This is a genomic window from Pectobacterium polonicum (assembly GCF_005497185.1).
In the GTDB taxonomy this organism is placed as follows: domain Bacteria; phylum Pseudomonadota; class Gammaproteobacteria; order Enterobacterales; family Enterobacteriaceae; genus Pectobacterium; species Pectobacterium polonicum.
The window spans coordinates 31,821-55,886 of the sequence record NZ_RJTN01000004.1 but is presented as its reverse complement, the minus strand read 5'-3'; the positions used below and the strand labels follow the sequence as shown (position 1 = coordinate 55,886).

Below are 24,066 nucleotides of genomic sequence, written 5' to 3'. Positions count from 1 at the left end.
TGAAAAAAAGGTTACAAATTTGGGGCTCAACCATACCAAGCAAGGCTTACCTGATACGTTTCCGTGCTTTTTTGTGGTTATTAATCCTTCCTTTTAATCGATGTGGCGCATTAACTGCCGATAACAGAGCAGAGATATTACCCGCCACTTTTGATGAGTAAGCAAAGAGAATGTCAACAACTACTGAAATCCTCGCCCATCATTGGGCTTTTGCGCTATTCCTTATCATTGCCGTAGGCCTGTGCGTTTTCATGCTGACCGGTGGGTTCTTGCTGGGTGGGAGAGCCAGAGCCAGGGCCAAAAACGTACCTTATGAATCCGGGATCGACTCTGTGGGTTCAGCGCGGCTACGTCTGTCTGCTAAATTTTATCTTGTCGCTATGTTCTTCGTTATCTTCGACGTTGAGGCCCTCTATCTCTACGCTTGGGCGGTGTCTATCAAAGAAAGCGGCTGGATAGGCTTCATTGAAGCAACCATTTTCATTTTGGTGCTGTTGGCTGGTTTGGTTTATCTGGTTCGCGTTGGGGCACTTGACTGGACCCCGGTTCGATCCAAGAGACAAGTTGTTAAATCAGACATCATCAACACTACCAACACTCATCCGCAGTAACAGCGAGGCATTTTAAGATGGACTATACGCTCACCCGCATAGAGCCGGACGGTGAGAATGACCGTTATCCCCTGCAACGTCAGGAGATCGTTTCCGACCCTCTGGAGCAACATGTTCACCGCAGTGTCTACATGGGCAAACTGGAACATGCATTACACGATACGGTGAACTGGGGTCGTCAGAATTCCCTGTGGCCGTATAACTTTGGTCTTTCCTGTTGCTATGTAGAAATGGTGACGTCATTTACCGCCGTTCATGACGTTGCGCGTTTTGGTGCTGAGGTTCTGCGTGCGTCGCCACGTCAGGCTGACTTCATGGTCGTCGCGGGAACCTGTTTCACCAAAATGGCACCCGTTATTCAGCGTCTGTACGAGCAAATGCTTGAGCCTAAATGGGTTATCTCCATGGGCGCGTGTGCTAACTCCGGCGGCATGTACGACATCTATTCCGTTGTTCAGGGCGTAGATAAATTCCTGCCCGTTGATGTGTATATTCCGGGTTGCCCGCCGCGTCCGGAAGCCTACATGCAAGCGCTGTTGCTGCTGAAAGAATCCATCGGTAAAGAACGCCGCCCTCTGTCATGGGTGGTGGGTGAACAGGGCGTTTACCGCGCCAACATGCAATCTGAGCGTGAGCGCAAACGCGGCGAGCGAATCGCTGTGACCAACCTGCGTTCGCCTGATGAGATTTGACCTGTAGATGATAAACCCGGTGACCGTGTAATACCTCGATAATAGTGTGCGGTCATTATCAGCTACAGAAATAGCACATTTAATGTGGTGACATATTTATGACAGATTTAACGACACACGATCTCGCTCAGCCAGGCTGGCAAACCCGCGATCACCTTAACGATCCGGTCGTTGGCGAACTGTGTAACCGTTTTGGACCAGATGCATTTACTGTACAGGCAACCCGCACAGGTATCCCGGTGGTGTGGGTCAAGCGTGAGCAATTACTGGATGTTGTCGCATTCCTGAAAAAACAGCCGAAGCCTTATGTCATGCTGTTTGACCTGCACGGTATGGATGAACGTTTGCGCACCCATCGTGAAGGTTTACCTGCCGCCGACTACTCCGTCTTTTACCACTTAATTTCCATTGAGCGTAATCGCGACATTATGCTCAAAGTCGCGTTGGCTGAGAATGACCTGCATTTACCGACCGTAACCAAACTGTTCCCGAATGCCAACTGGTATGAGCGGGAAACGTGGGAGATGTTCGGCATGACCTTCGATGGTCACCCAAACCTGACGCGCATCATGATGCCGCAGACGTGGGAAGGGCATCCACTGCGTAAAGATTATCCGGCGCGTGCGACCGAGTTCGATCCTTTCGAGCTGACTAAGCAGAAAGAAGATCTGGAAATGGAATCGCTGACGTTCAAACCAGAAGAATGGGGCATGAAGCGCGGCACTGAGAATGAGGATTTCATGTTCCTCAACCTTGGTCCGAACCACCCGTCTTCACACGGTGCTTTCCGTATTATCCTGCAATTGGATGGTGAAGAAATTGTCGACTGCGTGCCTGATGTGGGTTACCACCATCGTGGTGCGGAGAAAATGGGCGAGCGCCAGTCTTGGCACAGCTACATTCCTTATACTGACCGTATTGAATACCTCGGCGGCTGCGTTAACGAAATGCCGTATGTATTGGCCGTTGAGAAACTGGCGGGTATCGAGGTGCCGGATCGTGTGAAAACGATTCGTGTGATGCTGTCCGAGCTGTTCCGTATTAATAGCCATCTGCTGTATATCAGTACCTATATTCAGGACGTCGGTGCGATGACACCGGTGTTCTTTGCGTTTACTGACCGCCAGAAAATTTACGATTTGGTTGAAGCGATTACCGGCTTCCGTATGCACCCGGCGTGGTTCCGTATTGGCGGTGTGGCGCACGATCTGCCACGCGGCTGGGAGCGTCTGCTGCGGGAATTCCTCGACTGGATGCCGAGCCGTTTGGATACCTACGTTAAAGCCGCATTGCAGAACACCATTCTGAAAGGTCGTACTCAGGGCGTAGCCGCTTACAATGCGAAAGAAGCATTGGAATGGGGGGTAACGGGAGCGGGTCTGCGTGCTACAGGCATCGGTTTCGACGTGCGTAAATGGCGTCCCTATTCTGGCTATGAAAACTTTGACTTTGAAGTGCCAGTCGGCGACGGCATCAGCGATTGCTATAGCCGCGTGATGCTGAAAGTTGAAGAGCTGCGTCAGAGCCTGCGCATTCTGGATCAGTGCCTCAAAAACATGCCGGAAGGGCCGTTCAAAGCGGATCACCCACTGACGACGCCGCCACCAAAAGAGCGCACGTTGCAGCATATCGATACGCTGATTAACCACTTCCTTCAGGTTTCCTGGGGACCGGTTATGCCTGCCAATGAATCATTCCAGATGGTTGAGGCAACAAAAGGTATCAACAGCTATTACCTGACCAGTGACGGCGGCACGATGAGCTACCGTACCCGTATTCGCACGCCGAGCTATGCGCATCTGCAACAGATTCCTTCTGTAATTCGCGGATGTCTGGTATCCGATCTGATCGTTTACCTCGGCAGTATTGATTTCGTAATGTCAGATGTGGACCGCTAATTATGCATGATCATAACAATCACGATCATATTGACGCTCTGGGACAACCGGCTGTCGATTCGCTGACAAAAGAAAGTACTTTTGTATTGAGTGACGCCGAACGTGACGCCATTGAGCACGAAAAACATCACTATGAAGATGCACGAGCCGCATCAATTGAAGCGCTGAAAATTGTGCAAAAAGAACGCGGCTGGGTGCCGGATGGTGCTATCCACGCGATTGCCGACTTGCTGGGTATCCCTGCCAGCGATGTGGAAGGTGTGGCTACGTTCTACAGCCAGATTTATCGCCAGCCTGTCGGGCGTCACATTATTCGCTATTGCGACAGCGTTGTGTGCCACATCAATGGTTATCAGGGCGTTCAGGCTGCGCTGGAGCGTAAGCTCAGCATTAAACCAGGACAGACAACGTTTGATGGACGTTTCACGCTGTTGCCGACCTGTTGCCTGGGGAACTGTGATAAGGGGCCGTCAATGATGATTGATGACGATACCCACAGCCATGTGACGCCGGAAGGTATTGAAACGTTATTGGAGCAGTATCAATGAGTAAAGACATTGTTCTGACGGCTGAGCAGCATCCTCTGACCTGGCGTTTACGCGCAGACAAACAGCCAGTATGGCTGGATGAATATCGCAGCAAAAACGGCTATGTCGCAGCGCAAAAAGCGTTAACCGGCATGGCTCAGGATGAAGTGGTCTCACTGGTTAAAGACGCTGGCCTAAAAGGGCGTGGCGGGGCGGGCTTCTCAACAGGCTTGAAGTGGAGCCTGATGCCGAAAGACGAAAGCATGAACATCCGCTACCTGCTGTGTAACGCGGATGAGATGGAGCCGGGTACTTATAAAGACCGCCTGCTGATGGAGCAAGAGCCTCATCTGCTGGTTGAAGGCATGCTGATCAGCGCCTTTGCACTGAAAGCCTATCGCGGCTACATCTTCTTACGCGGTGAATACATCGAAGCTGCGGTTCACCTGCGTCGCGCAATTGAAGAAGCAAAAGCCGCTGGCTTGCTGGGCAAGAATATTTTGGGCAGCGGTTTTGATTTCGAGCTGTTCGTGCATACGGGCGCCGGGCGTTACATCTGCGGTGAAGAAACTGCCCTGATTAATTCGCTGGAAGGCCGTCGTGCCAACCCACGTTCCAAGCCACCGTTCCCAGCGTCTGCGGGTGTTTGGGGTAAGCCGACCTGCGTCAACAACGTGGAAACACTGTGTAACGTACCGGCAATTATCGAGCACGGTGCAGCGTGGTATCAGGGATTGTCTGCGGGTAAAAGTAAAGATGCAGGCACGAAACTGATGGGCTTCTCGGGTCGGGTCAAGAATCCAGGTCTGTGGGAACTGCCGTTCGGTACGACTGCGCGTGAAATTCTGGAAGACTACGCGGGCGGCATGCGCGATGGTCTGAAGCTGAAAGCCTGGCAGCCGGGCGGTGCAGGTACGGATTTCCTGACGGAAAGTCACCTCGATCTACCCATGGATTTTGAGCACATTGCGAAAGCAGGTAGCCGTATGGGTACTGCGCTGGCGATGGCCGTCGATCACGAGATCAATATGGTTTCGTTGACGCGTAACCTCGAAGAGTTCTTCGCCCGTGAATCCTGTGGCTGGTGTACGCCGTGCCGTGATGGTTTGCCGTGGAGCGTGAAGATTTTACGTGCGCTGGAGAATGGCGAAGGTCAGCCTGGCGATATCGAAACGCTAGAGCAGCTTTGCCGCTTCCTCGGACCGGGTAACACCTTCTGTGCGCATGCGCCGGGTGCGGTCGAACCGCTGCAAAGTGCCATCAAGTATTTCCGGGAAGAATTCGAAGCGGGTATCTCTAAACAGTATTTAGGCAACCTCAAGGCGATTGGCGGTATTCAGCCTAACCTGTTGAAAGAGCGCTGGTAAGCTATCGCTCAATACGTGCGAGATGCAGTGAATGTATCCGCAGGGTGACGCAAATAAGCCACCCTCATAAACCCAATAGATTTCAAGGCGCAGGTAGCCAACGCATTTGCGGCTTGAAAGATGAGGGTATACAGAATTTTTGATTAGCGCCCGTGGCAACACGGGCCATTATGGAAGCATGCTGACTATGGCTACTATTCATGTAGACGGCAAAGAGTATGAAGTAAACGGAGCAGACAACCTTCTGGAAGCTTGCCTGACTCTGGGACTTGATATTCCTTACTTTTGCTGGCACCCCGCGCTCGGGAGCGTCGGATCTTGCCGCCTCTGTGCGGTAAAACAGTATCAAAACGCGGAAGACACCCGCGGTCGTCTGGTGATGTCCTGTATGACACCAGCAACCGATGGCGCGTTCATCGCGATCGAAGATGAAGAGGCGAAGCTATTCCGTAAGACGATAGTTGAGTTTCTGATGACCAACCACCCGCACGATTGTCCGGTGTGTGAGGAAGGCGGTAACTGTCATTTGCAGGATATGACGGTCATGACGGGGCAGAACTTCCGTCGCTATCGCTTCACCAAGCGTACCCATCGTAATCAGGATCTCGGGCCGTTTATTTCTCATGAGATGAACCGCTGTATTGCTTGCTATCGCTGCGTTCGTTACTACAAGGATTATGCGGATGGTAAAGATCTTGGTGTTTATGGCGCACACGACAACGTCTATTTCGGTCGCCCGGAAGATGGCACGCTGGAAAGTGAGTTCTCCGGTAACCTGGTTGAAGTGTGTCCTACTGGCGTATTCACCGACAAAACGCACTCCGAGCGCTACAACCGTAAATGGGATATGCAGTTTGCACCGAGCGTTTGCCAACAGTGCAGCGTCGGCTGTAATACCAGTCCCGGTGAGCGCTATGGCGAACTGCGTCGTATCGAAAACCGTTTCAACGGTAGCGTAAACCACTATTTCCTGTGTGACCGTGGTCGTTTTGGTTACGGTTATGTCAACCAGAAAGACCGCCCGAACCAGCCGTTGCAACGTCGTGGTAATGACTGGATCGCACTGAATGCCGACCAGGCACTGCAAGGTGCGGCGGATGTGCTGCGTCAGGCGAAGAAAACGATCGGTATCGGCTCGCCGCGTGCCAGCATTGAAAGCAACTTCGCATTACGTGAGCTGGTAGGGGCAGAGAACTTCTACACGGGTATCGCGCAGGAAGAACAAAATCGTCTGCAACTGATTCTGAAAGTGCTACGCGAAAGCGGTGTCAGAACGCCAGCGCTGCGTGAAATCGAAGGCTACGATGCGGTTCTGATTCTGGGTGAAGACCTAACCCAAACTGGCGCGCGTATCGCATTGGCCGTTCGTCAAGCCGTTAAAGGCAAAGCCCGCGAAATGGCGGCAGCACAGAAAGTGGCTGACTGGCAGATTGCGGCGATCATGAACATTGGTCAGCATGCCAAGCACCCGCTGTTTGTCACCAACGTCGATAACACCCGTCTGGACGATATTGCGGCATGGAACTATCGTGCGCCGGTTGCCGATCAGGCGCGCCTTGGTTTTGCCATTGCACACGGTCTGGATAGCAGCGCACCGGCAGTTACCGATCTGGCTGCGGGTCTTGACCAGAAAGTCGATATTATCGTACAGGCGCTGGCCGGTGCGAAAAAGCCGCTCATCATCTCCGGTACCAATTCAGGTAGCGAGGAAGTGATCTCCGCAGCGGCAAACGTTGCTAAAGCGCTGAAAAATCGCGGCTCTGACGTCGGCATTACCTTTGTTGCACCTGCTGCTAACAGCATCGGGCTGTCAATCATGGGCGGCGGTTCGTTGGATGACGCGCTGGCGCAGTTGGAAAACGGCAACGCCGATAGCGTGGTGGTTCTGGAGAACGATCTCTACCGTCATGCCCCAATCGCTCGCGTTGACGCGGCGCTGGAAAAAGCTGAAAACCTGATTGTGGTCGATCATCAGCGTACTCGCATCATGGACAAGGCCAGCATCATTCTGTCTGCCGCCAGCTTCGCTGAAAGCGACGGTACGCTGGTGAATCAGGAAGGCCGTGCTCAGCGTTTCTTCCAGGTTTATGACCCAACGTACTACAACGACAAGATTGTGATGCTGGAAAGCTGGCGCTGGCTGCACTCGCTGTATATCACCTATAACAGCCGTCAGGTTGACTGGACGCAGCTGGATAACGTGATTGACGCGTGTGTTACGGCATTGCCGCAGTTGGCGGCGATTAAAGATGCTGCGCCGGACGCGTCGTTCCGTATTCGTGGGCAGAAACTGTCGCGTTCACCGATTCGCTCCAGCGGTCGTACAGCGATGCGTGCCAATATCAGCGTGCATGAACCGCGTCAGCCTGTTGACAAAGACACGATGTTTGCCTTCTCAATGGAAGGGAACAACAGTCCGACAGCCAACCGTCAGCAAATTCCGTTTGCCTGGGCACCAGGTTGGAACTCACCGCAAGCCTGGAACAAATTCCAGGACGAAGTGGGTGGGCATTTGCGTCATGGCGATCCTGGCGTTCGTATGATCGAAGCTGGAGAAGGTTCGCTGGCGTACTTCGACAACATCCCTGCGGCTTTCGTCCCACAAGCGGGTCAGTGGCGCGTTGCGCCGTATTATCACCTGTTCGGTAGTGACGAAATGTCACAGCGTTCTGACGTAATTCAGCAGCGTATGCCAGAGCCTTACGTGATGGTGAATCCAGCTGATGCGGCGACACTGGGTGTAAACTCGGGGGCGTTGCTGGAATTGACTTGTGCAGGGCAAACGCTACGTCTGCCACTGCGCTTAAGTGCGGCATTGAGTCAGGGACAGGTTGGTTTACCGCTGGGCTTGCCGGGTATCGCACCGGTGCTGGCGGGTGCAACCGTTGAAAATCTGCGGGAGGCCGCACAATGAGTTGGTTAACGCCGGAATTAATCGAGATTCTGATCACCGTCGGAAAAGCGATCGTGATTCTGCTGGTTGTCGTGACCTGTGGCGCGTTCATGAGTATGGGTGAGCGTCGACTGCTCGGCCTCTTCCAGGGACGTTATGGACCGAACCGGGTAGGTTGGGGCGGTTCATTACAGCTTGTTGCTGACATGATCAAAATGTTCTTCAAAGAAGACTGGGTGCCGAATTTTACCGATAAGGTGATCTTCACGCTGGCACCGATGATCGCGTTTACGTCAATGCTGATTGCCTTTGCGATTGTGCCGATCACACCAACCTGGGGTGTCGCCGATCTGAACATCGGTATCCTGTTCTTCCTGATGATGGCGGGGCTGGCCGTTTACGCGGTGCTGTTTGCCGGCTGGGCGAGTAACAACAAATACTCGCTGCTCGGCGCGGTACGTGCTTCCGCTCAGACTGTGAGCTACGAAGTGTTTATCGGCCTGTCACTGATGGGTGTTGTCGCGCAGGCGGGTTCGTTCAATATGCGTGATATCGTTGATTCTCAGGAACATCTGTGGAACGTAATTCCACAGTTCTTCGGCTTTATTACGTTTGCCATCGCAGGCGTGGCGGTGTGTCACCGTCACCCGTTTGACCAGCCTGAAGCTGAACAGGAACTGGCCGATGGTTACCACATTGAATATTCCGGTATGAAATTCGGTCTGTTCTTTGTGGGCGAATATATCGGGATCGTGACCGTTTCCGCGCTGATGGTAACCTTATTCTTCGGTGGCTGGCATGGTCCGTTCTTGCCTCCGTTTGTCTGGTTTGCGCTGAAAACAGGCTTTTTCATGATGATGTTCATCCTGATTCGTGCTTCGTTACCCCGTCCACGTTATGACCAGGTGATGGCTTTCGGTTGGAAAGTCTGTCTGCCGATAACGCTTTTGAATCTGCTGGCAACAGCGGCCGTCATTTTGTACAACGCTTAAGAAGGGGTGAATAAACCATGACATTGAAAGAGTTAGTGGTTGGTTTCGGCACCCAGATACGCAGTATCTGTATGGTGGGATCGAATGCTTTCAAGAAGCGCGAAACCAGGATGTACCCAGAAGAGCCTGTGAATCCACCGCCGCGCTACCGTGGTCGTATCGTGCTGACGCGCGATCCCGATGGTGAAGAGCGTTGCGTTGCCTGCAACCTGTGTGCGGTGGCCTGTCCGGTCGGCTGTATCTCATTGCAGAAAGCGGAAACCAAAGATGGTCGCTGGTATCCCGAGTTCTTCCGCGTCAACTTCTCGCGCTGCATTTTCTGTGGCTTCTGTGAAGAAGCTTGTCCGACAACCGCTATCCAGCTGACGCCGGATTTCGAGATGGGCGATTACAAACGTCAGGATCTGGTGTACGAGAAAGAAGATCTGCTGATATCGGGGCCGGGTAAATATCCGGAATACAATTTCTACCGGATGGCTGGTATGGCAATCGATGGGAAAGACAAAGGCGAAGCTGAAAACGAAGCCAAACCTATTGATGTCAAAGGCCTGTTGCCCTAAGGAGCTAGCATGGAATTCGCTTTTTATACCACAGGTTTGATTGCGATACTGGCGACATTGCGCGTCATTACGCATACCAATCCTGTGCATGCATTGTTGTATATGGTCACCTCGCTCATGGCGATTGCGGGCGTCTTTTTCTCGCTGGGGGCTAATTTTGCCGGCGCGCTGAGCATTATCGTGTATGCGGGTGCCATCATGGTGCTGTTTGTGTTCGTGGTCATGATGCTCAACCTCGGTAATTCCGTAGAAGAACAAGAGCGGAATTGGCTGAAACCGAGCGTCTGGATCGGTCCGAGCATTCTCTCACTGGCGTTACTGGTGATTGTGGTTAACGCCATCCTGAGCCTGAAAGAGCAGGGCATCACTGGCACGCCTGTTGAGGCGAAAGCCGTGGGTATCAGCCTGTTTGGGCCTTATGTTCTGGCAGTTGAATTAGCGTCAATGCTACTGCTGGCGGGATTGGTTGTCGCTTTCCACATTGGTCGTGAAGATAAACGTGGTGACGTTATCAATAAAGAAGGCGCGAACCAGGACGTTGAGAAAAAAATAACGGGGGAACGCGCATGATTCCGTTACAACATGGATTGATTTTAGCCGCTATCTTGTTTGTTCTGGGGCTGACTGGTCTATTAATTCGTCGTAACTTGCTGTTTATGTTGATTAGTTTGGAAATTATGATCAATGCAGCTGCACTGGCTTTTGTTGTCGCAGGCAGTTACTGGCAGCAGCCGGATGGTCAGGTGATGTACATTCTGGCGATTACGCTGGCGGCGGCTGAGGCCAGTATTGGTCTGGCGCTGTTATTGCAGATGTATCGTCGTCGTCAAACCCTGAATATTGATACAGTCAGTGAGATGCGCGGATGAACTTACTCTATTTAACAATACTCTTTCCGCTGCTCGGCTTTCTGCTGCTGGCATTTTCTCGTGGTCGCTGGTCTGAAAACACGTCCGCGACGGTCGGTGTTGGCTCGATTGGTTTGGCAGCGTTAGTTACCGCTTGGGTTGTGGTTGATTTCATGGCTCAGCAGCACAGCGGCGGTGTCACCTTCTTTAACCAGCATTTGTGGACATGGATGACCGTTGGCAATTTCGACATTAGCGTAACGCTGGTGCTCGACGGTCTCTCGGTGACGATGCTGTCTGTGGTGACGGGGGTCGGCTTCTTTATTCACCTGTTTGCCTCTTGGTATATGCGTGGGGAAGAGGGATATTCTCGCTTCTTCGCTTACACCAACCTGTTCATCGCAAGTATGGTTGTTCTGGTACTGGCTGATAACCTGCTGCTGATGTATCTCGGTTGGGAAGGGGTAGGGCTGTGCAGTTATCTGCTGATCGGTTTCTACTACACCAATCCGAAGAACGGTGCGGCAGCGATGAAGGCTTTTATCGTTACGCGTGTGGGTGACGTCTTTTTAGCCTTTGCGCTGTTCATCCTTTACAAAGAGTTGGGTACACTCAATTTCCGCGAACTGATGGTTCTGGCACCGCAGAAACTGGCTGAAGGTTCACCTGAAATCACCTGGGCTACGCTGATGTTGCTGGGTGGTGCGGTCGGTAAATCTGCACAGCTGCCGCTGCAAACCTGGCTGGCAGATGCGATGGCTGGTCCAACTCCGGTATCTGCACTGATCCACGCCGCCACGATGGTTACCGCGGGGGTTTACCTGATTGCGCGTACTAACGGCCTGTTCCTGATGGCCCCGGATGTTCTGCATCTGGTAGGTATCGTGGGTGCAGTCACGTTGGTGCTGGCAGGTTTTGCTGCCTTGGTTCAAACAGACATCAAGCGCGTCTTGGCTTACTCTACCATGAGCCAGATTGGTTACATGTTCCTGGCGCTGGGCGTGCAGGCATGGGATGCCGCGATTTTCCACCTGATGACGCACGCATTCTTTAAAGCGCTGCTGTTCCTCTCTTCTGGTTCGGTAATTCTGGCCTGCCACCACGAACAGAACATCTTCAAGATGGGTGGCCTGCGCAAAACGATTCCGCTGGTTTATGTTTGCTTCTTGGTCGGGGGCGCGGCGCTGGCTGCACTGCCGCTGGTTACCGCAGGCTTCTTCAGTAAAGACGAGATTCTGGCTGGTGCATGGGCAAATGGTCACATCAATCTGATGGTGGCTGGATTGGCCGGTGCCTTCATGACCTCGCTGTATACGTTCCGTATGATTTTCATCGTGTTCCACGGTGAAGAGAAAACCAAGGCGCATGCAGGAAAAGGCATTTCTCACCACTTACCGCTGGTTGTGCTGATGGTTCTGTCCACCTTTATTGGTGCGATGATTGTTCCGCCGTTGCATGGCGTATTGCCGGCAACAACAGCACTTGAACATGGCCAGTTGCTGACATTGGAAATTACCTCTGGCGTGGTGGCGATTGCCGGTATTCTGCTTGCCGCTGTGCTGTGGCTGGGTAAACGTCAGGCGGTGAATAGCATTGCGAACAGTGCTCCAGGCCGTTTCTTCTCAACCTGGTGGTTCCATGCATGGGGCTTCGACTGGTTGTACGACCATGTCTTTGTTAAACCGTATCTGGCTATCGCGAAGCTGTTGCAGCGTGATCCGTTAAATGCACTGATGACCCTGCCTGCCATCATCACCCGTTGGGGTAATCGTGGGCTGGCGCTCAGTGCGAATGGTCAGTTGCGCTGGTATGTTGCCTCTATGGGCTTTGGTGCCGTGCTGGTGCTGGGCTTGTTACTGCTGGTGTAAGGCAGTATCCGGTAACGTATGAAAGGCAGGGCATTCCGTATAAAGGAATGCCTGCCACGGCAAGTTTTCAGATTTCTTTAATTTAGGGACACAAAACGCCATGCTACTACCTTGGCTAATTCTTCTCCCCTTTATCGGCGGTCTGCTGTGTTGGCAGTTAGAGCGTTTTGGTACGAAAGTACCGCGCTGGATAGCGTTGATTGCAATGGGGCTGACACTCGCACTGTCTTTACAACTGTGGTTGCAAGGCGGTTATTCACTCGTAGCGCCGAAAGGTGCGCCAGACTGGCAGGTTGAATACTTTGTGCCGTGGATACCGCGCTTTGGCATTGGTATTCACCTCGCGCTGGACGGCTTGTCACTGCTGATGGTCGTGCTGACGGGGCTGCTGGGTGTGTTGGCAATTCTCTGTTCCTGGAATGAAATTCAGCGCTATCAGGGCTTTTTCCACCTGAATCTGCTGTGGATTCTGGGCGGCGTTATTGGTGTGTTCCTTGCCATTGACCTGTTCCTATTCTTCTTCTTCTGGGAAATGATGCTGGTACCGATGTATTTCCTGATTGCACTGTGGGGGCATAAAGGCTCTGACGGTAAAACCAGAATTACGGCGGCGACCAAGTTCTTCATTTATACCCAGGCAAGCGGTCTGATCATGTTGATTGCGATTCTGGCGTTGGTCTTTGTGCATCACAATGCCACTGGAGTTTGGACATTCGACTACGAAGACCTGCTGAAGACACCAATGTCATATGGCGTCGAATATCTGCTGATGCTGGGTTTCTTCATCGCGTTTGCCGTAAAAATGCCTGTCGTGCCGTTGCACGGCTGGTTGCCGGATGCGCATAGTCAGGCTCCTACCGCAGGTTCTGTTGACCTCGCTGGTATTTTGTTGAAAACCGCAGCCTATGGTCTGCTGCGTTTTAGCCTACCGCTGTTCCCGAATGCCTCTCATGCCTTTGCACCGATTGCTATGTGGCTGGGTGTGGTTGGTATTTTCTACGGCGCGTGGCTGGCGTTCAAACAGACGGATATCAAGCGTCTGATCGCTTATACCTCGGTGTCGCACATGGGCTTCGTGATGATTGCCATCTATTCTGGTAATCAACTGGCTTATCAGGGTGCGGTGATTCAAATGATTGCGCACGGCTTGTCTGCTGCGGGTCTGTTTATTCTGTGTGGTCAACTGTACGAGCGCCTGCATACCCGCGACATGCGTGAAATGGGCGGTCTGTGGTCGCGTCTGAAGTTCCTGCCTGCGCTGTCTCTGTTCTTTGCTGTGGCGACACTGGGGATGCCGGGAACGGGCAACTTTGTTGGCGAATTCATGATTCTGTTCGGCAGCTATCAGGTTGTGCCAGTCATTACGGTGATCTCAACCTTCGGTCTGGTATTTGCGTCGGTCTACTCGCTGATCATGATCCAGCGTGCTTATTACGGTACGCCTAAATCTGATGAGCCATTGAAGGGTATGTCGATCCGCGAATTGTCTATCGTGCTGCTGTTGGTGGTATTACTGGTGTTGTTAGGGGTTTACCCGCAACCGATTCTGGATACCTCCAGTGCCGCGATGTCAAATATCCAGCAGTGGTTTATGTCGTCTGCTCCAGATTCAATTATTTCAACAACAAGGCCGTAATTCGCCATGACAATAACTCTTCAACAACTAATTGCGCTATCGCCGCTGTTGATCGTCGGATTGACGGTAGTGGTTGTGATGCTGTGCATTGCGTGGCGACGCAACCATTTTGTCAACGCAACCATGACGGTTATCGGCCTGAATATTGCGTTGCTGTCACTGTACTTTGTCGGTCAGGTTGGCCCAACGGACGTGACGCCGCTGCTGCGTGTTGATGGCTTCTCGATGTTTTATACCGGGCTGGTTCTGCTTGCCAGTCTGGCAACCAGCACGTTTGCCTATCCGTGGCTGCAAGGCTACCCAGACAACCGTGACGAGTTCTACCTGCTGGTGCTGATTGCTGCCTTAGGTGGAATTCTGCTGTCGAGCGCCAATCATCTGGCTTCGTTGTTCATCGGAATTGAACTGCTTTCTCTTCCGCTGTTTGGTCTGGTCGGCTATGCCTTCCGCCTGAAACGTTCGCTGGAAGCCAGTATTAAATACATGCTGCTGTCGGCGGCGGCGTCTTCCTTCCTGCTGTTTGGTATGGCGCTGATTTATGCCGAATCGGGCGATATGAGCTTTGCCAGCCTCGGTAAAAGCCTGAGCGATCACCAAATCCATGAACCGCTGTTGCTGGCAGGTCTGGGGATGATGATTGTTGGTCTGGGCTTCAAGCTGTCTCTGGTTCCGTTCCAGCTGTGGACGCCAGATGTGTATCAGGGTGCACCTGCGCCCGTGTCTACGTTTCTGGCGACAGCCGGTAAAATTGCGGTTTTCGGTGCGGTAATGCGTTTGTTCCTGTACGCACCGGTGGCTGACAGCGAATCCGTCAGAATCGTGCTGGGCGTCATTGCGTTCGCGTCGATCCTGTTCGGTAACGTGATGGCCGTGTCGCAAACCAACATCAAGCGCCTGCTCGGCTACTCTTCCATCGCGCATCTGGGCTATTTGCTGGTTGCCCTGATTGCGGTTCAGAGCCATCAGTTGGCGCTGGAAACCGTTGGTGTTTATCTGGTGGGTTACCTGTTCAGCAGCCTGGGCGCGTTCGGTGTGGTTAGCCTGATGTCCAGCCCGTACCGCGGGCCAGATGCTGATTCGCTGTTCTCTTACCGTGGTTTGTTCTGGCATAAACCGATTCTGTCTGCGGTGATGACCGTGATGATGCTGTCGCTGGCGGGTATCCCGATGACGCTGGGCTTCTTCGGTAAATTCTACGTGCTGGCCGTCGGCGTGAATGCTGAGCTGTGGTGGTTGACCGGTGCCGTCGTGCTGGGTAGTGCTATTGGTTTGTACTACTACTTGCGTGTGATGGTCAGCTTGTTCCTGAATGCGCCTCAACAGCTACAGCGTGATACACCAAATAACTGGGCCTTAACGGCTGGCGGTGTGGTCGTATTGATCTCCTCCATCGCGGTGCTGTTCCTTGGTTTGTACCCGCAACCGCTTATCTCTCTGGTGCAGTTGGCGCAGCCAATGATGTAACCACTGACGAATGTCAGGTTGAATAATGAAGCGCCGTTGATGAGAGTCAACGGCGTTTTTTTATGGCGAGCTTCCTGCTCGCCACCCTTCGGGCCGTCGCAAGCGACGTTGAAAAACGCTCCCTGCGTTTTTTTGTCAGCAAAATTATCGCCACTTCGGGAGGTGGTGATAGTAAGCAAAGTACGTTTTAGGAATGATCTGGTCTGCTAAAGCCGTAGAAGGCAGGAAAAATTGTCTATAGTTAAAAAGACAACGATTTATAACTACTGACTTTTCATAACAGAAGGAAGCACTTTATGGCAGCGATAAAAAAACAGCCTGAAGAAATTCGTGTCGATGATGATTTAAAACTTCTGTCCGAGACGTTAGATGAGGTGCTGCGTTATACGGGCGATCAGGCAGACCAAGCCTATCTTGATTTGAAGAAGGGGGCGGAAAAAGCACTATTGGAAGTTAAAGCCCGTATCGGTGTGACTGACAGCTATTATGCACGTGCAAAGCAGGTGGCCGACAAAGCCGATGTTTATGTGCATGACAAACCGTGGCACGGTATTGGCATTGGTGCCACCGTCGGTCTGGTATTGGGATTGCTGCTGGCTAAGCGCTAATTTTTTCCGCACTGAGTTGGAATGTTTCTGAGAATGAAATCTCTCTCTGAGAACATCGCTCTGTCATCCCATACAACATGACGAGCAATATCAGTGTAAACAGCCGAATGGCTCATGTTAGATCATTGGCAATGTAGCGGGATGACCCGCTACATCTCACCTGATATTTGATACTTTCTAAACCTTTCCCTCTTTTTCCTGCATTCCTTGTACCCAATATATGGCCTCAAATGGGCGTAGTACCAGAATGGCGGGTTGGGGCTGTGCATCAGAATAATTACTGAATAACAGCCGCCAGCGGTGTTCATGGGTATCCGTTGGTGGCTGCCAGCGCTGGGGTTGTTTACTGAGGTTTGCCAAAACCAGAAGTCGCTGTCCTTCCCAGATACGTTGATAGCACCAGACAGTGAGATGGTCAGGTAGCAAATCCCGGTAGTCTCCGTGCGTCAGCAGCGGCAGGGCTTTACGCATAGCGATAAGCTGCTGGTAGGTATAGAAGACGGACGCTTTATCTGCTAGCGCTTGCTCTGCGTTGATGTGGGTGAAATTTTGGCATGGAGTTATCCACGGCGTACCGGTCGTGAATCCAGCATGTTTGCTGCCATTCCATTGCATTGGCGTACGACCGTTATCGCGCGATTTGCTGGCGAGGATCGCTAATATGTGGTCATCTACCTGGCCGCGATCGCGCTGTTCGGCAAATTGATTCAGGCTTTCAATATCACGATATTGTTCAATTTGCGTATAGCCAGGATTCGTCATGCCCAGTTCTTCACCCTGATAGATATAGGGCGTGCCTTGCATACCGTGAAGCAGCATCGCCAGCATCTTGGCGGATTGCACACGGAATTCACCTTCATCACCAAAACGCGACACAATACGCGGCTGGTCGTGATTACACCAGAACAAGGCGTTCCAGGCGTGGTTGTGCATACCCTGTTGCCAGTGATTAAAAATTTGCTTGAGCTGAATAAAATCAGGTTCCGCCAGCGCCCATTTTTCCCCATTCGGATAATCAACTTTCAGATGATGAAAATTGAACGTCATGGAGAGTTCGCTGCCGTCCAGCGCCGCGTAGCGGCGGCAGTGATCTAACGAGGTCGATGACATCTCGCCGACGGTCATTAGGCCGCGAGGCTGAAAAACATCCTGACTGAACTCCTGTAAGTACCCATGAATAAGTGGACCATCGGTATAGAAACGGCGTCCATCGCCCTGTGCATCTGATGGGAAATCCTGCTGTTTGGAAACCAGATTGATCACATCCAGTCGCAGTCCATCCACGCCTTTATCTGCCCAAAATTCACAGACCTGTTTTAGTTCATCCCGCACACGCGGATGCTCCCAATTCAGGTCAGCCTGTTCGGTGGCGAACAGGTGCAGATAGTACTGTTTGCTTTCCGCGTGCCACTGCCAGGCTGGGCCACCAAATTTTGAACGCCAGTTATTGGGCAGTGCGCCGTCATTACCATCACGCCAGATATAAAAATGGCGATAGGGGCTACGGCGATCCTGAGCATTCTGGAACCAGTGGTGTTGCGTAGAAGTATGATTGAACACCATATCCATAACGATATGGATATGGCGTCGATGTGCTTCGGCGATCAACGTTTCCATATCGGCCATGGTGCCGTAGGTTGGATCGATGGCGCAGTAGTCGGCGACGTCATAGCCGTTATCAACCTGAGGAGAGAGGTAAACCGGAGTCAGCCAAATCGCATCGACGCCCAATTGTTGCAGGTAATCGAGTCGGGAAGTGATGCCGGCGATATCGCCAATGCCATTGCCGGTACTGTCCTGAAAGCTCTTCGGGTAGATTTGATAAATTACGCCGTTTTGCCACCAGGGGAGTGATGTACTCATGAAAAATCCTCCTGTAGCGATATAGCCACGGCTCAACAGACGTGGCTGAATAGAGAGTGGGACAGTTATACGGGATCTAGCGTGTCATTGCGGATTTTGCGCTTATAGACCAGCGACGTCAGCACAATTGGAATCACGGCAGCGACCAGCATGGCGAGGGCAAAGATTCCCCAAAACTGTGGCTTGATGGAGAGAATGCCCGGTAGTCCTCCCACGCCGATGCCATTTGCGGTTACGCCGTAGAGGCCGCAAATAAGCGCGGCGGCAGCGGAGCCGATCATGGCACATAGCATCGGAAAGCGGTATTTCAGGTTAATCCCGTACATGGCAGGTTCGGTCACGCCAAGAAAGGCTGAGATTGCGGCGGGGACAGAAATCTCGCGTTCATTGGCTTTCCGGCTGACGAGAATTATCCCGATGACGGCTGAAGCCTGTGCAATATTGGACAGCGCAATGAGCGGCCAGACGGGCGTGCCTCCCATACTCTGAATCATCTGCATATCAATCGCCAGCGTGGTTTGATGCACGCCTGTGATGACCAACGGCGCATACAGAAACCCAAATAGCGCAGCACCAACGGGGGCAAAACTGCCTGTCATGACTGCTTTAACGGCCCAGGCGACGCCATCGCCAATCATGCGACCAAACGGACCAATCAGCGTGTGTGCCAGGAAAACGGCCAGAATAAGCGACGTTACGGGTACGACCACCAGATAGAGGTAATCCGGTACGATTTTTTTCAGCCGCGTTTCGATCAGCGCCAACGCCATCCCGGCTAATACGGAAGGGATAACCTGTGCCTGATAACCTATCTTCTCAATTGTGAACCAGCCAAAATTCCACACCTCTGGTGTTTGTTGGCCGATGAGATAGGCGTTCATCAACTGCGGCGACACCAGCGTGATACCCAGTACAATGCCGAGGATGGGCGTGCCACCCATTTTACGTACGGTTGACCAGCAGACGGCGACAGGAAGATAGAAGAAGATGGCTTCGCCCAATAACCAGAGGAAATCATAAACGGTTTGCCAGGTTGGGTAGAGCTGTACCAGCGTTTGCCCGTCGCGCATCGGGATATCGCCGATAACGTTACGTGCGCCGAGGATCAAGCCCCCGCTGATGAGCGCGGGAAGCAGTGGAAAAAAGATCTCGGCAAAATGTGAAATACTGCGTTCAAACCAGCTCATATTCTGGCGGGCGGCGACTTTGGCTTCTTCCTTATTGATTTCACCTTTGCCCGTGGTAGCGAGCAGCGCCTTATAATACTCGTCTACATCAGTGCCGATCACGACCTGAAATTGCCCGGCATTCGTGAAGCAGCCTTTCACCATTCGCATTTCTTCAATGTTTTTGGGATGTGCTTTGGAAGCATCGTGCAAGACGAAGCGGAGGCGAGTGATACAGTGCGTGACGGCAGCGATGTTTTCACGCCCACCGACCAATTCGATCAGACGGTCAATATCCTGTTGTTTAACTTTACTCATAGTCATGTCCTTATATCTTTTAACGCAGACGTCGGGGACGCGAAGCAAGTACAGCTACAGGAAAGCATAGTCTGTTAATGGTGATTTTGCCGTGAGAGAGAAATGCATTGGGCTGTTTTTAAAAGAGAATGTTCAGGCATGCGGCGTGCTACACAAATCTGTGCTGTGCGGGTAGACAAAAAAGAAAGGAAGATAAACGGGAATAGGGGCGCAAGAAAAACAAAAGCCGCCTGATAGAAGGCGGCTTTAGAGATTGTTTATATCACAATCAGAACGGGCTGATGATTGACCCAATACGTTCACAGTAGCTGACATAAACATCTCCCATTCTTTTGAAGAATTTGCTGATTTTACGAAACATAGTCATTTTCAGACTCCTCTAACGGGTTAATTAAGTGTGATGTTCATCACGTTTTTAATGGTAGCGGAGATGAAATTGGATTTCAACATTTTTGTGATGTTAGTCACAAAAATATAACGAATTGGCAAATGGAATGCACAGTGGGGCGAAAAGAACCTGATGCGCGCCCGATAGAGCAGCGAATCAGGTGAGGGAATACAATACGAAGTCGTGTCAGGCGGAATAGTGATAAATATTATGATCGAACCACTGCTCACTAATCTTCTCGGCATTCTTTTCCGTGTGATGAAAACGGAAACCAAGCCGTTGGGCGACGGCGTTACTGCGTGTATTGGCGGTTGACGCTTTGATGACACAACGCTCAATGAGGCTTGCATCGGCATAGGCTTCTATCAGTGTACTGACGGCCTGAGAAACGATGCCTTTACCTTCGAATTCTTCTGCGATCCAATACCCGATGACGCCTTCCTTATCCTGAATCGTATTGAAGGAGACGATGCCCGCTAGCATGTCGTCCCAGCGGATGACATACACGGCGGCCGTTTTGGCGAAGAATTCCTTTCTGTTGCCGCGAATGGTTTCACGCGTGTCATCAACGGTTTTGACGGAATCCGGCCAGGGCAACGTTCGCCGCAGACGCGATTTTTCCTGTTGGATTAGGGTAAAGATCGCATCGGCATCGCTCTCTTCCTGTATTGTTAAGCGTAGGTGGGGCTGATGACGTAATTGATACAATTTATCTGTAAATAACGTATCTACCAGTGGTGCTTCCATAAAACCTCTCCCTTTTAACACTGCAACGTCCCGTCAACGATTGTGACGCTGTGTCCGCCGATCCATGGTTCATCGTTCAGGTACGTTACGGTAATGCGGCCATCGCAGTGCAGCATTGTACCCTGTCGAACAAGATAGCTGAGTGGTGCGGTAACATTATTCGTGGAATGCTGCTGGCGAAGCAGCGCAGCCAGGCAGGCGTTGGCACTGCCGGTAACCGGATCTTCTTTAAGATGGCCGCATTCAATGTAGAGCGCGCGAACTTCATAATCGGCTGGCGTCGCATTATTGTGCGGGCCATAGATGGCGATGCCGTTAGTTTGGCTGAGGTTTTGCGCGGCTGAGAGCGCTTCTGCATCCGGTATGATGTTAAGGCAGGTGTCGGCGCTGTCGACCCGAATCACAAGCCAGCGAATGCCCATGTGTACCGCGGTGGGTGAATAGCGCTTATCGATGTGGGCAGTACCAAGACCGGTTATGCCAAGCGCTTTTTCCAGCAGCGGTGTGTGCTCGTCACCAAACGGAACCATGGTGGCCTGCGGCGAGTGAAAAGCCAGACTCCCGTCATCACCGATGTTGATTGGAACTAAGCCAACGCCGCATTGCTGCACCAACTGACCCGGCGATTTAGGGCGCAATCCTTCTTCCAGCAGGGCATGTGCGGTGCCTAGCGTGGGGTGTCCGGCAAATGGCATCTCCGATTCTGGCGTAAAAATACGAACATGATAATCCGCCAAGGGATCGGTAGCGGGCAGGACAAACGTGGTTTCTGACAGGTTTGTCCAACGCGCGATATCCTGCATTTGCGCATCGGTTAACCCCTTCGCCTCCATAACCACAGCAAGCGGATTGCCCTTGAAAGGCTGCTGGGTGAAAACGTCGACCTGTTTGAAACGACGTACTGTAGGCATCGCATTTCTCTCCTGTATGCGCTATCGATTAAATATTACTCAAAACTAACCGCGATCCTGGCGCGCGCTTGTGGCATAATGCGCGCCAAATCACATTCCGACTCGAGTATAAGTGCTGTGTTAAGTACCAACAATATCACCATGCAGTTCGGCAGCAAGCCGTTGTTTGAAAACATTTCCGTTAAATTTGGCGGCGGCAACCGTTACGGTTTGATTGGCGCAAATGGCTGCGGCAAATCCACCTTTATGAAGATTCTCGGCGGCGATCTGGTGCCGAGCGGCGGTAACGTCTTCCTCGATCCTAATGAACGTCTGGGTAAACTGCGTCAGGATCAGTTCGCATTTGAAAAATACAGCGTGCTGGATACCGTCATCATGGGGCACGGCGAGCTGTGGGCGGTAAAAGAAGAGCGCGATCGCATCTACTCATTGGCTGAAATGAGTGAAGCCGACGGCTATAAAGTGGCCGATCTGGAAGTGGAATACGGTGAGATGGATGGTTACAGCGCAGAATCACGCGCGGGCGAACTGTTGCTCGGCGTGGGGATACCGGTAGAGCAGCACTATGGCTTAATGAGTGAAATTGCTCCCGGTTGGAAACTGCGTGTTCTGTTGGCTCAGGCGCTGTTTGCCGATCCCGATATCCTGCTGCTCGACGAACCGACCAACAACCTGGATATCGATACGATTCGCTGGCTGGAGCAGGTGCTGAACGAACGTAACAGCACCATGATCATCATCTCGCATGACCGTCACTTCCTGAACATGGTGTGTACGCACATGGCGGATCTGGACTACGGTGAACTGCGTATTTATCCGGGTAACTATGATGAATACATGACGGCAGCGACGCAGGCTCGCGAACGTTTATTGGCTGATAACGCCAAGAAGAAGGCGCAGATTTCCGAACTGCAATCGTTTGTCAGCCGCTTTAGCGCCAACGCCTCTAAATCCAAACAGGCGACATCGCGTGCGCGCCAGATCGATAAAATCCAGCTGGATGAAGTGAAAGCCTCCAGCCGTCAAAACCCGTTTATCCGTTTTGACCAGGATAAGAAACTGTTCCGTAATGCGCTGGAAGTGGAAGCGTTGAGCAAAGGGTTTGATAACGGCCCGTTGTTTAGCAAACTGGGGCTGATGATCGAAGTCGGTGAGAAAGTCGCTATTTTGGGGACCAACGGTATTGGTAAATCGACGCTGTTGAAAACGCTGGTTGGTGATTTCGAGCCGGATAGCGGCACCGTGAAGTGGTCTGAAAACTCCAAAATCGGCTACTACGCACAGGATCACGAATACGAATTCGATGAAACGCTGACCGTTTTTGACTGGATGAGCCAGTGGAAACAGGAAAAAGACGACGAGCAGGCAGTACGCAGCGTGCTGGGTCGTTTGCTGTTCAGCCAGGATGATATCAAGAAGAAAGTGAAGGTATTATCCGGTGGTGAAAAAGGCCGTATGCTGTTCGGTAAGCTGATGATGCAGCGTCCGAATATTCTGGTGATGGATGAACCGACCAACCACCTTGATATGGAATCCATTGAATCGCTGAATATGGCGCTGGAAATGTATGAAGGTACGCTGCTGTTCGTCTCTCATGACCGTGAGTTTGTTAGCTCGTTGGCAACCCGTATTCTGGAAATGACGCCAAATAAAGTGAACGATTTCACCGGAAATTATGAAGATTACCTGCGCAGTCAGGGTATTCAGTAAGTGTGTGATACGGCCTCATTATTGAGGCCGTTAATCCCCGTCATACTTCAAGCTGCATGTGCGTTGGCTTTCCTCGCTCACCTCAGTCACTTACTGATGTAAGCTCCTGAGGATTCACTGTGTCGCCGCCTTCCTGCAACTCGAATTATCTAGGGGATGTATTCGTTTTGTTAAGGATAAAAGCCGCGATTCAGGGCTTCCACCGCCTCGGCGACGCGTGGCCCCATTCCCAATAAAATCGCCTGATCGAGCGCGATAATACGTTGGTTTTTCCAGGCTGCGGTTTGCGTCAAACCGGGTACTGCCGCCAGCACCTCCACGCCGTTTTCCACACTTTGCGTGGTCACGACAATCACCTCAGGATTGGCCGCAATTAGCGCTTCGCCGCCGTAAATACGATATTGGCTATGCGTGGCAACATTCTTCCCGCCTGCCAACGCGATCAGACTATCCACCACGGTATTTTTTCCCGCAACCTGCGCCGCACTGCTGCCGACACTCAGCAAAAACACGACGCTGACGCGATCCTTCCGTGTTGCCAGCCGCTCTGATACCGCACTCAACTGCTGAGAGAGGCGCGTGGCCAACTGCTCGGCAGCCTCAGAGCGATGGAGCAGTGCGCCAGCCTGGCGAATATTACTCAACAGCTGCGCTGGCGTACTGGGCGTGCGGGTAAAACGGGCTACCGTTACGCCAGCCTGCTCAAGCTGGTTAAGCACCTGCGGTGGGTTGGCATCCTGCCAGGTCATTAATAACGTTGGGTGCAGCGATAAAATCCCTTCACTCGTCAACTGCTGCCAGTGGCTGACTTTGGGTAGCGCTGCTGTTTGTGGCGGGTAAGTGGTAGTCTGATCCACGCCCACCACCGTATCGCCTGCGCCAAGCGCATAAACGATTTCCACCAGCGAGCCACCGGCAATCACCACGCGCGGTTCGGCCACGCAAGTGAAAGAAGACAGCCCAAAGAGCATTAACGCGATAAGCGCCTTCATCATGGTT

At 52.1% G+C, this 24,066-nt stretch carries 20 protein-coding genes; 15 read left to right on the top strand and 5 right to left on the bottom strand.

The window, feature by feature from the left end; genetic code table 11:
* The first annotated feature begins 170 nt into the window (after window positions 1–170).
* The 14 genes from EDI29_RS06390 to elaB all read left to right on the top strand — a co-directional run bounded on the left by EDI29_RS06390 (window position 171) and on the right by elaB (window position 15,964).
* Complete coding sequence (locus EDI29_RS06390) at window positions 171–611, top strand: NADH-quinone oxidoreductase subunit A (protein WP_107170538.1); 441 nt, start codon at window positions 171–173, stop codon at window positions 609–611.
* Between the two features lie 17 nt (window positions 612–628).
* A complete protein-coding gene (locus tag EDI29_RS06385; RefSeq protein ID WP_005969846.1) occupies window positions 629–1,303 on the top strand; it encodes a NuoB/complex I 20 kDa subunit family protein in 675 nt (224 codons plus the stop codon).
* A gap of 98 nt (window positions 1,304–1,401) precedes the next feature.
* Window positions 1,402–3,201, top strand: a complete 1,800-nt coding sequence (nuoC, locus tag EDI29_RS06380) for an NADH-quinone oxidoreductase subunit C/D (RefSeq protein ID WP_137740217.1) — start codon at window positions 1,402–1,404, stop codon at window positions 3,199–3,201.
* 2 nt (window positions 3,202–3,203) lie between these two features.
* Window positions 3,204–3,749: an NADH-quinone oxidoreductase subunit NuoE gene (gene nuoE / locus EDI29_RS06375; protein WP_137740216.1), complete on the top strand. Its 546-nt coding sequence runs from the start codon at window positions 3,204–3,206 to the stop codon at window positions 3,747–3,749.
* Window positions 3,746–5,095: an NADH-quinone oxidoreductase subunit NuoF gene (gene nuoF, locus EDI29_RS06370; RefSeq protein ID WP_113626142.1), complete on the top strand. Its 1,350-nt coding sequence runs from the start codon at window positions 3,746–3,748 to the stop codon at window positions 5,093–5,095. Before nuoE ends, nuoF begins: the two co-directional genes overlap by 4 nt.
* A 187-nt stretch (window positions 5,096–5,282) precedes the next feature.
* A complete protein-coding gene (gene nuoG / locus EDI29_RS06365) occupies window positions 5,283–8,009 on the top strand; it encodes an NADH-quinone oxidoreductase subunit NuoG (protein WP_137740215.1) in 2,727 nt (908 codons plus the stop codon).
* The gene (gene nuoH, locus EDI29_RS06360) at window positions 8,006–8,980 is read left to right on the top strand and encodes an NADH-quinone oxidoreductase subunit NuoH (RefSeq protein WP_048259481.1); all 975 of its coding nucleotides are present in this window, start codon (window positions 8,006–8,008) and stop codon (window positions 8,978–8,980) included. Before nuoG ends, nuoH begins: the two co-directional genes overlap by 4 nt.
* A 17-nt stretch (window positions 8,981–8,997) precedes the next feature.
* Window positions 8,998–9,540, top strand: a complete 543-nt coding sequence (gene nuoI, locus EDI29_RS06355; RefSeq protein ID WP_010278884.1) for an NADH-quinone oxidoreductase subunit NuoI — start codon at window positions 8,998–9,000, stop codon at window positions 9,538–9,540.
* 9 nt (window positions 9,541–9,549) lie between these two features.
* Window positions 9,550–10,110, top strand: coding sequence for an NADH-quinone oxidoreductase subunit J (gene nuoJ, locus EDI29_RS06350; RefSeq protein ID WP_137740214.1), 561 nt, complete (start codon window positions 9,550–9,552; stop codon window positions 10,108–10,110).
* Complete coding sequence (gene nuoK, locus EDI29_RS06345; RefSeq protein WP_005969835.1) at window positions 10,107–10,409, top strand: NADH-quinone oxidoreductase subunit NuoK; 303 nt, start codon at window positions 10,107–10,109, stop codon at window positions 10,407–10,409. Before nuoJ ends, nuoK begins: the two co-directional genes overlap by 4 nt.
* Window positions 10,406–12,256 carry an NADH-quinone oxidoreductase subunit L gene (gene nuoL, locus EDI29_RS06340; protein ID WP_137740213.1) on the top strand — a complete coding sequence of 617 codons (1,851 nt, stop codon included), beginning with the start codon at window positions 10,406–10,408 and terminating at the stop codon, window positions 12,254–12,256. The genes nuoK and nuoL overlap by 4 nt, the downstream gene beginning before the upstream one ends.
* Window positions 12,257–12,356: 100 nt before the next feature.
* Entirely contained in the window at window positions 12,357–13,892 is a 1,536-nt protein-coding gene (gene nuoM / locus EDI29_RS06335) for an NADH-quinone oxidoreductase subunit M (protein WP_137740212.1), read from the top strand.
* A 6-nt stretch (window positions 13,893–13,898) separates the two neighbouring features.
* The gene (nuoN, locus tag EDI29_RS06330) at window positions 13,899–15,356 is read left to right on the top strand and encodes an NADH-quinone oxidoreductase subunit NuoN (RefSeq protein WP_137740211.1); all 1,458 of its coding nucleotides are present in this window, start codon (window positions 13,899–13,901) and stop codon (window positions 15,354–15,356) included.
* Window positions 15,357–15,652: 296 nt separating this feature from the next.
* The gene (gene elaB / locus EDI29_RS06325; RefSeq protein WP_137740210.1) at window positions 15,653–15,964 is read left to right on the top strand and encodes a stress response protein ElaB; all 312 of its coding nucleotides are present in this window, start codon (window positions 15,653–15,655) and stop codon (window positions 15,962–15,964) included.
* A 177-nt stretch (window positions 15,965–16,141) separates the two neighbouring features.
* Here the strand turns inward: elaB and treC are convergent, their stop codons facing one another.
* The 4 genes from treC to EDI29_RS06305 form a co-directional block, all read right to left on the bottom strand.
* Entirely contained in the window at window positions 16,142–17,827 is a 1,686-nt protein-coding gene (gene treC, locus EDI29_RS06320; RefSeq protein WP_137740209.1) for an alpha,alpha-phosphotrehalase, read from the bottom strand.
* 65 nt (window positions 17,828–17,892) lie between these two features.
* Window positions 17,893–19,311 carry a PTS trehalose transporter subunit IIBC gene (gene treB / locus EDI29_RS06315; RefSeq protein WP_137740208.1) on the bottom strand — a complete coding sequence of 473 codons (1,419 nt, stop codon included), beginning with the start codon at window positions 19,309–19,311 and terminating at the stop codon, window positions 17,893–17,895.
* Window positions 19,312–19,885: 574 nt separating this feature from the next.
* Complete coding sequence (locus tag EDI29_RS06310) at window positions 19,886–20,446, bottom strand: GNAT family N-acetyltransferase (protein WP_137740207.1); 561 nt, start codon at window positions 20,444–20,446, stop codon at window positions 19,886–19,888.
* A 14-nt stretch (window positions 20,447–20,460) separates the two neighbouring features.
* Window positions 20,461–21,357: a PhzF family phenazine biosynthesis protein gene (locus EDI29_RS06305; protein WP_137740206.1), complete on the bottom strand. Its 897-nt coding sequence runs from the start codon at window positions 21,355–21,357 to the stop codon at window positions 20,461–20,463.
* Window positions 21,358–21,474: 117 nt separating this feature from the next.
* On the opposite strand from EDI29_RS06305, the gene EDI29_RS06300 reads away from it, so the two are divergent.
* On the top strand, window positions 21,475–23,067 hold the full coding sequence (locus EDI29_RS06300; RefSeq protein ID WP_137740205.1) for an ABC-F family ATPase: 1,593 nt from the start codon (window positions 21,475–21,477) through the stop codon (window positions 23,065–23,067).
* Window positions 23,068–23,237: 170 nt separating this feature from the next.
* Here EDI29_RS06300 and EDI29_RS06295 read toward each other — a convergent pair whose 3' ends face one another.
* Entirely contained in the window at window positions 23,238–24,059 is an 822-nt protein-coding gene (locus EDI29_RS06295; RefSeq protein WP_137740412.1) for a heme/hemin ABC transporter substrate-binding protein, read from the bottom strand.
* Window positions 24,060–24,066 lie beyond the last annotated feature (7 nt).

What these genes read in the sequence shown, in the direction of transcription:
- EDI29_RS06385 (WP_005969846.1), top strand. Translation starts at nt 629, where the DNA reads ATGGACTATACGCTCACCCGCATAGAGCCGGACGGTGAGAATGACCGT.
- nuoH (WP_048259481.1), top strand. Translation starts at nt 8,006, where the DNA reads ATGAGTTGGTTAACGCCGGAATTAATCGAGATTCTGATCACCGTCGGA.
- EDI29_RS06295 (WP_137740412.1), bottom strand. Translation starts at nt 24,059, where the DNA reads ATGAAGGCGCTTATCGCGTTAATGCTCTTTGGGCTGTCTTCTTTCACT.
- treB (WP_137740208.1), bottom strand. Translation starts at nt 19,311, where the DNA reads ATGAGTAAAGTTAAACAACAGGATATTGACCGTCTGATCGAATTGGTC.
- nuoI (WP_010278884.1), top strand. Translation starts at nt 8,998, where the DNA reads ATGACATTGAAAGAGTTAGTGGTTGGTTTCGGCACCCAGATACGCAGT.
- nuoE (WP_137740216.1), top strand. Translation starts at nt 3,204, where the DNA reads ATGCATGATCATAACAATCACGATCATATTGACGCTCTGGGACAACCG.
- nuoC (WP_137740217.1), top strand. Translation starts at nt 1,402, where the DNA reads ATGACAGATTTAACGACACACGATCTCGCTCAGCCAGGCTGGCAAACC.
- nuoM (WP_137740212.1), top strand. Translation starts at nt 12,357, where the DNA reads ATGCTACTACCTTGGCTAATTCTTCTCCCCTTTATCGGCGGTCTGCTG.
- elaB (WP_137740210.1), top strand. Translation starts at nt 15,653, where the DNA reads ATGGCAGCGATAAAAAAACAGCCTGAAGAAATTCGTGTCGATGATGAT.
- nuoG (WP_137740215.1), top strand. Translation starts at nt 5,283, where the DNA reads ATGGCTACTATTCATGTAGACGGCAAAGAGTATGAAGTAAACGGAGCA.
- EDI29_RS06390 (WP_107170538.1), top strand. Translation starts at nt 171, where the DNA reads ATGTCAACAACTACTGAAATCCTCGCCCATCATTGGGCTTTTGCGCTA.
- treC (WP_137740209.1), bottom strand. Translation starts at nt 17,827, where the DNA reads ATGAGTACATCACTCCCCTGGTGGCAAAACGGCGTAATTTATCAAATC.
- nuoJ (WP_137740214.1), top strand. Translation starts at nt 9,550, where the DNA reads ATGGAATTCGCTTTTTATACCACAGGTTTGATTGCGATACTGGCGACA.
- EDI29_RS06305 (WP_137740206.1), bottom strand. Translation starts at nt 21,357, where the DNA reads ATGCCTACAGTACGTCGTTTCAAACAGGTCGACGTTTTCACCCAGCAG.
- nuoN (WP_137740211.1), top strand. Translation starts at nt 13,899, where the DNA reads ATGACAATAACTCTTCAACAACTAATTGCGCTATCGCCGCTGTTGATC.
- nuoK (WP_005969835.1), top strand. Translation starts at nt 10,107, where the DNA reads ATGATTCCGTTACAACATGGATTGATTTTAGCCGCTATCTTGTTTGTT.
- EDI29_RS06310 (WP_137740207.1), bottom strand. Translation starts at nt 20,446, where the DNA reads ATGGAAGCACCACTGGTAGATACGTTATTTACAGATAAATTGTATCAA.
- nuoL (WP_137740213.1), top strand. Translation starts at nt 10,406, where the DNA reads ATGAACTTACTCTATTTAACAATACTCTTTCCGCTGCTCGGCTTTCTG.
- nuoF (WP_113626142.1), top strand. Translation starts at nt 3,746, where the DNA reads ATGAGTAAAGACATTGTTCTGACGGCTGAGCAGCATCCTCTGACCTGG.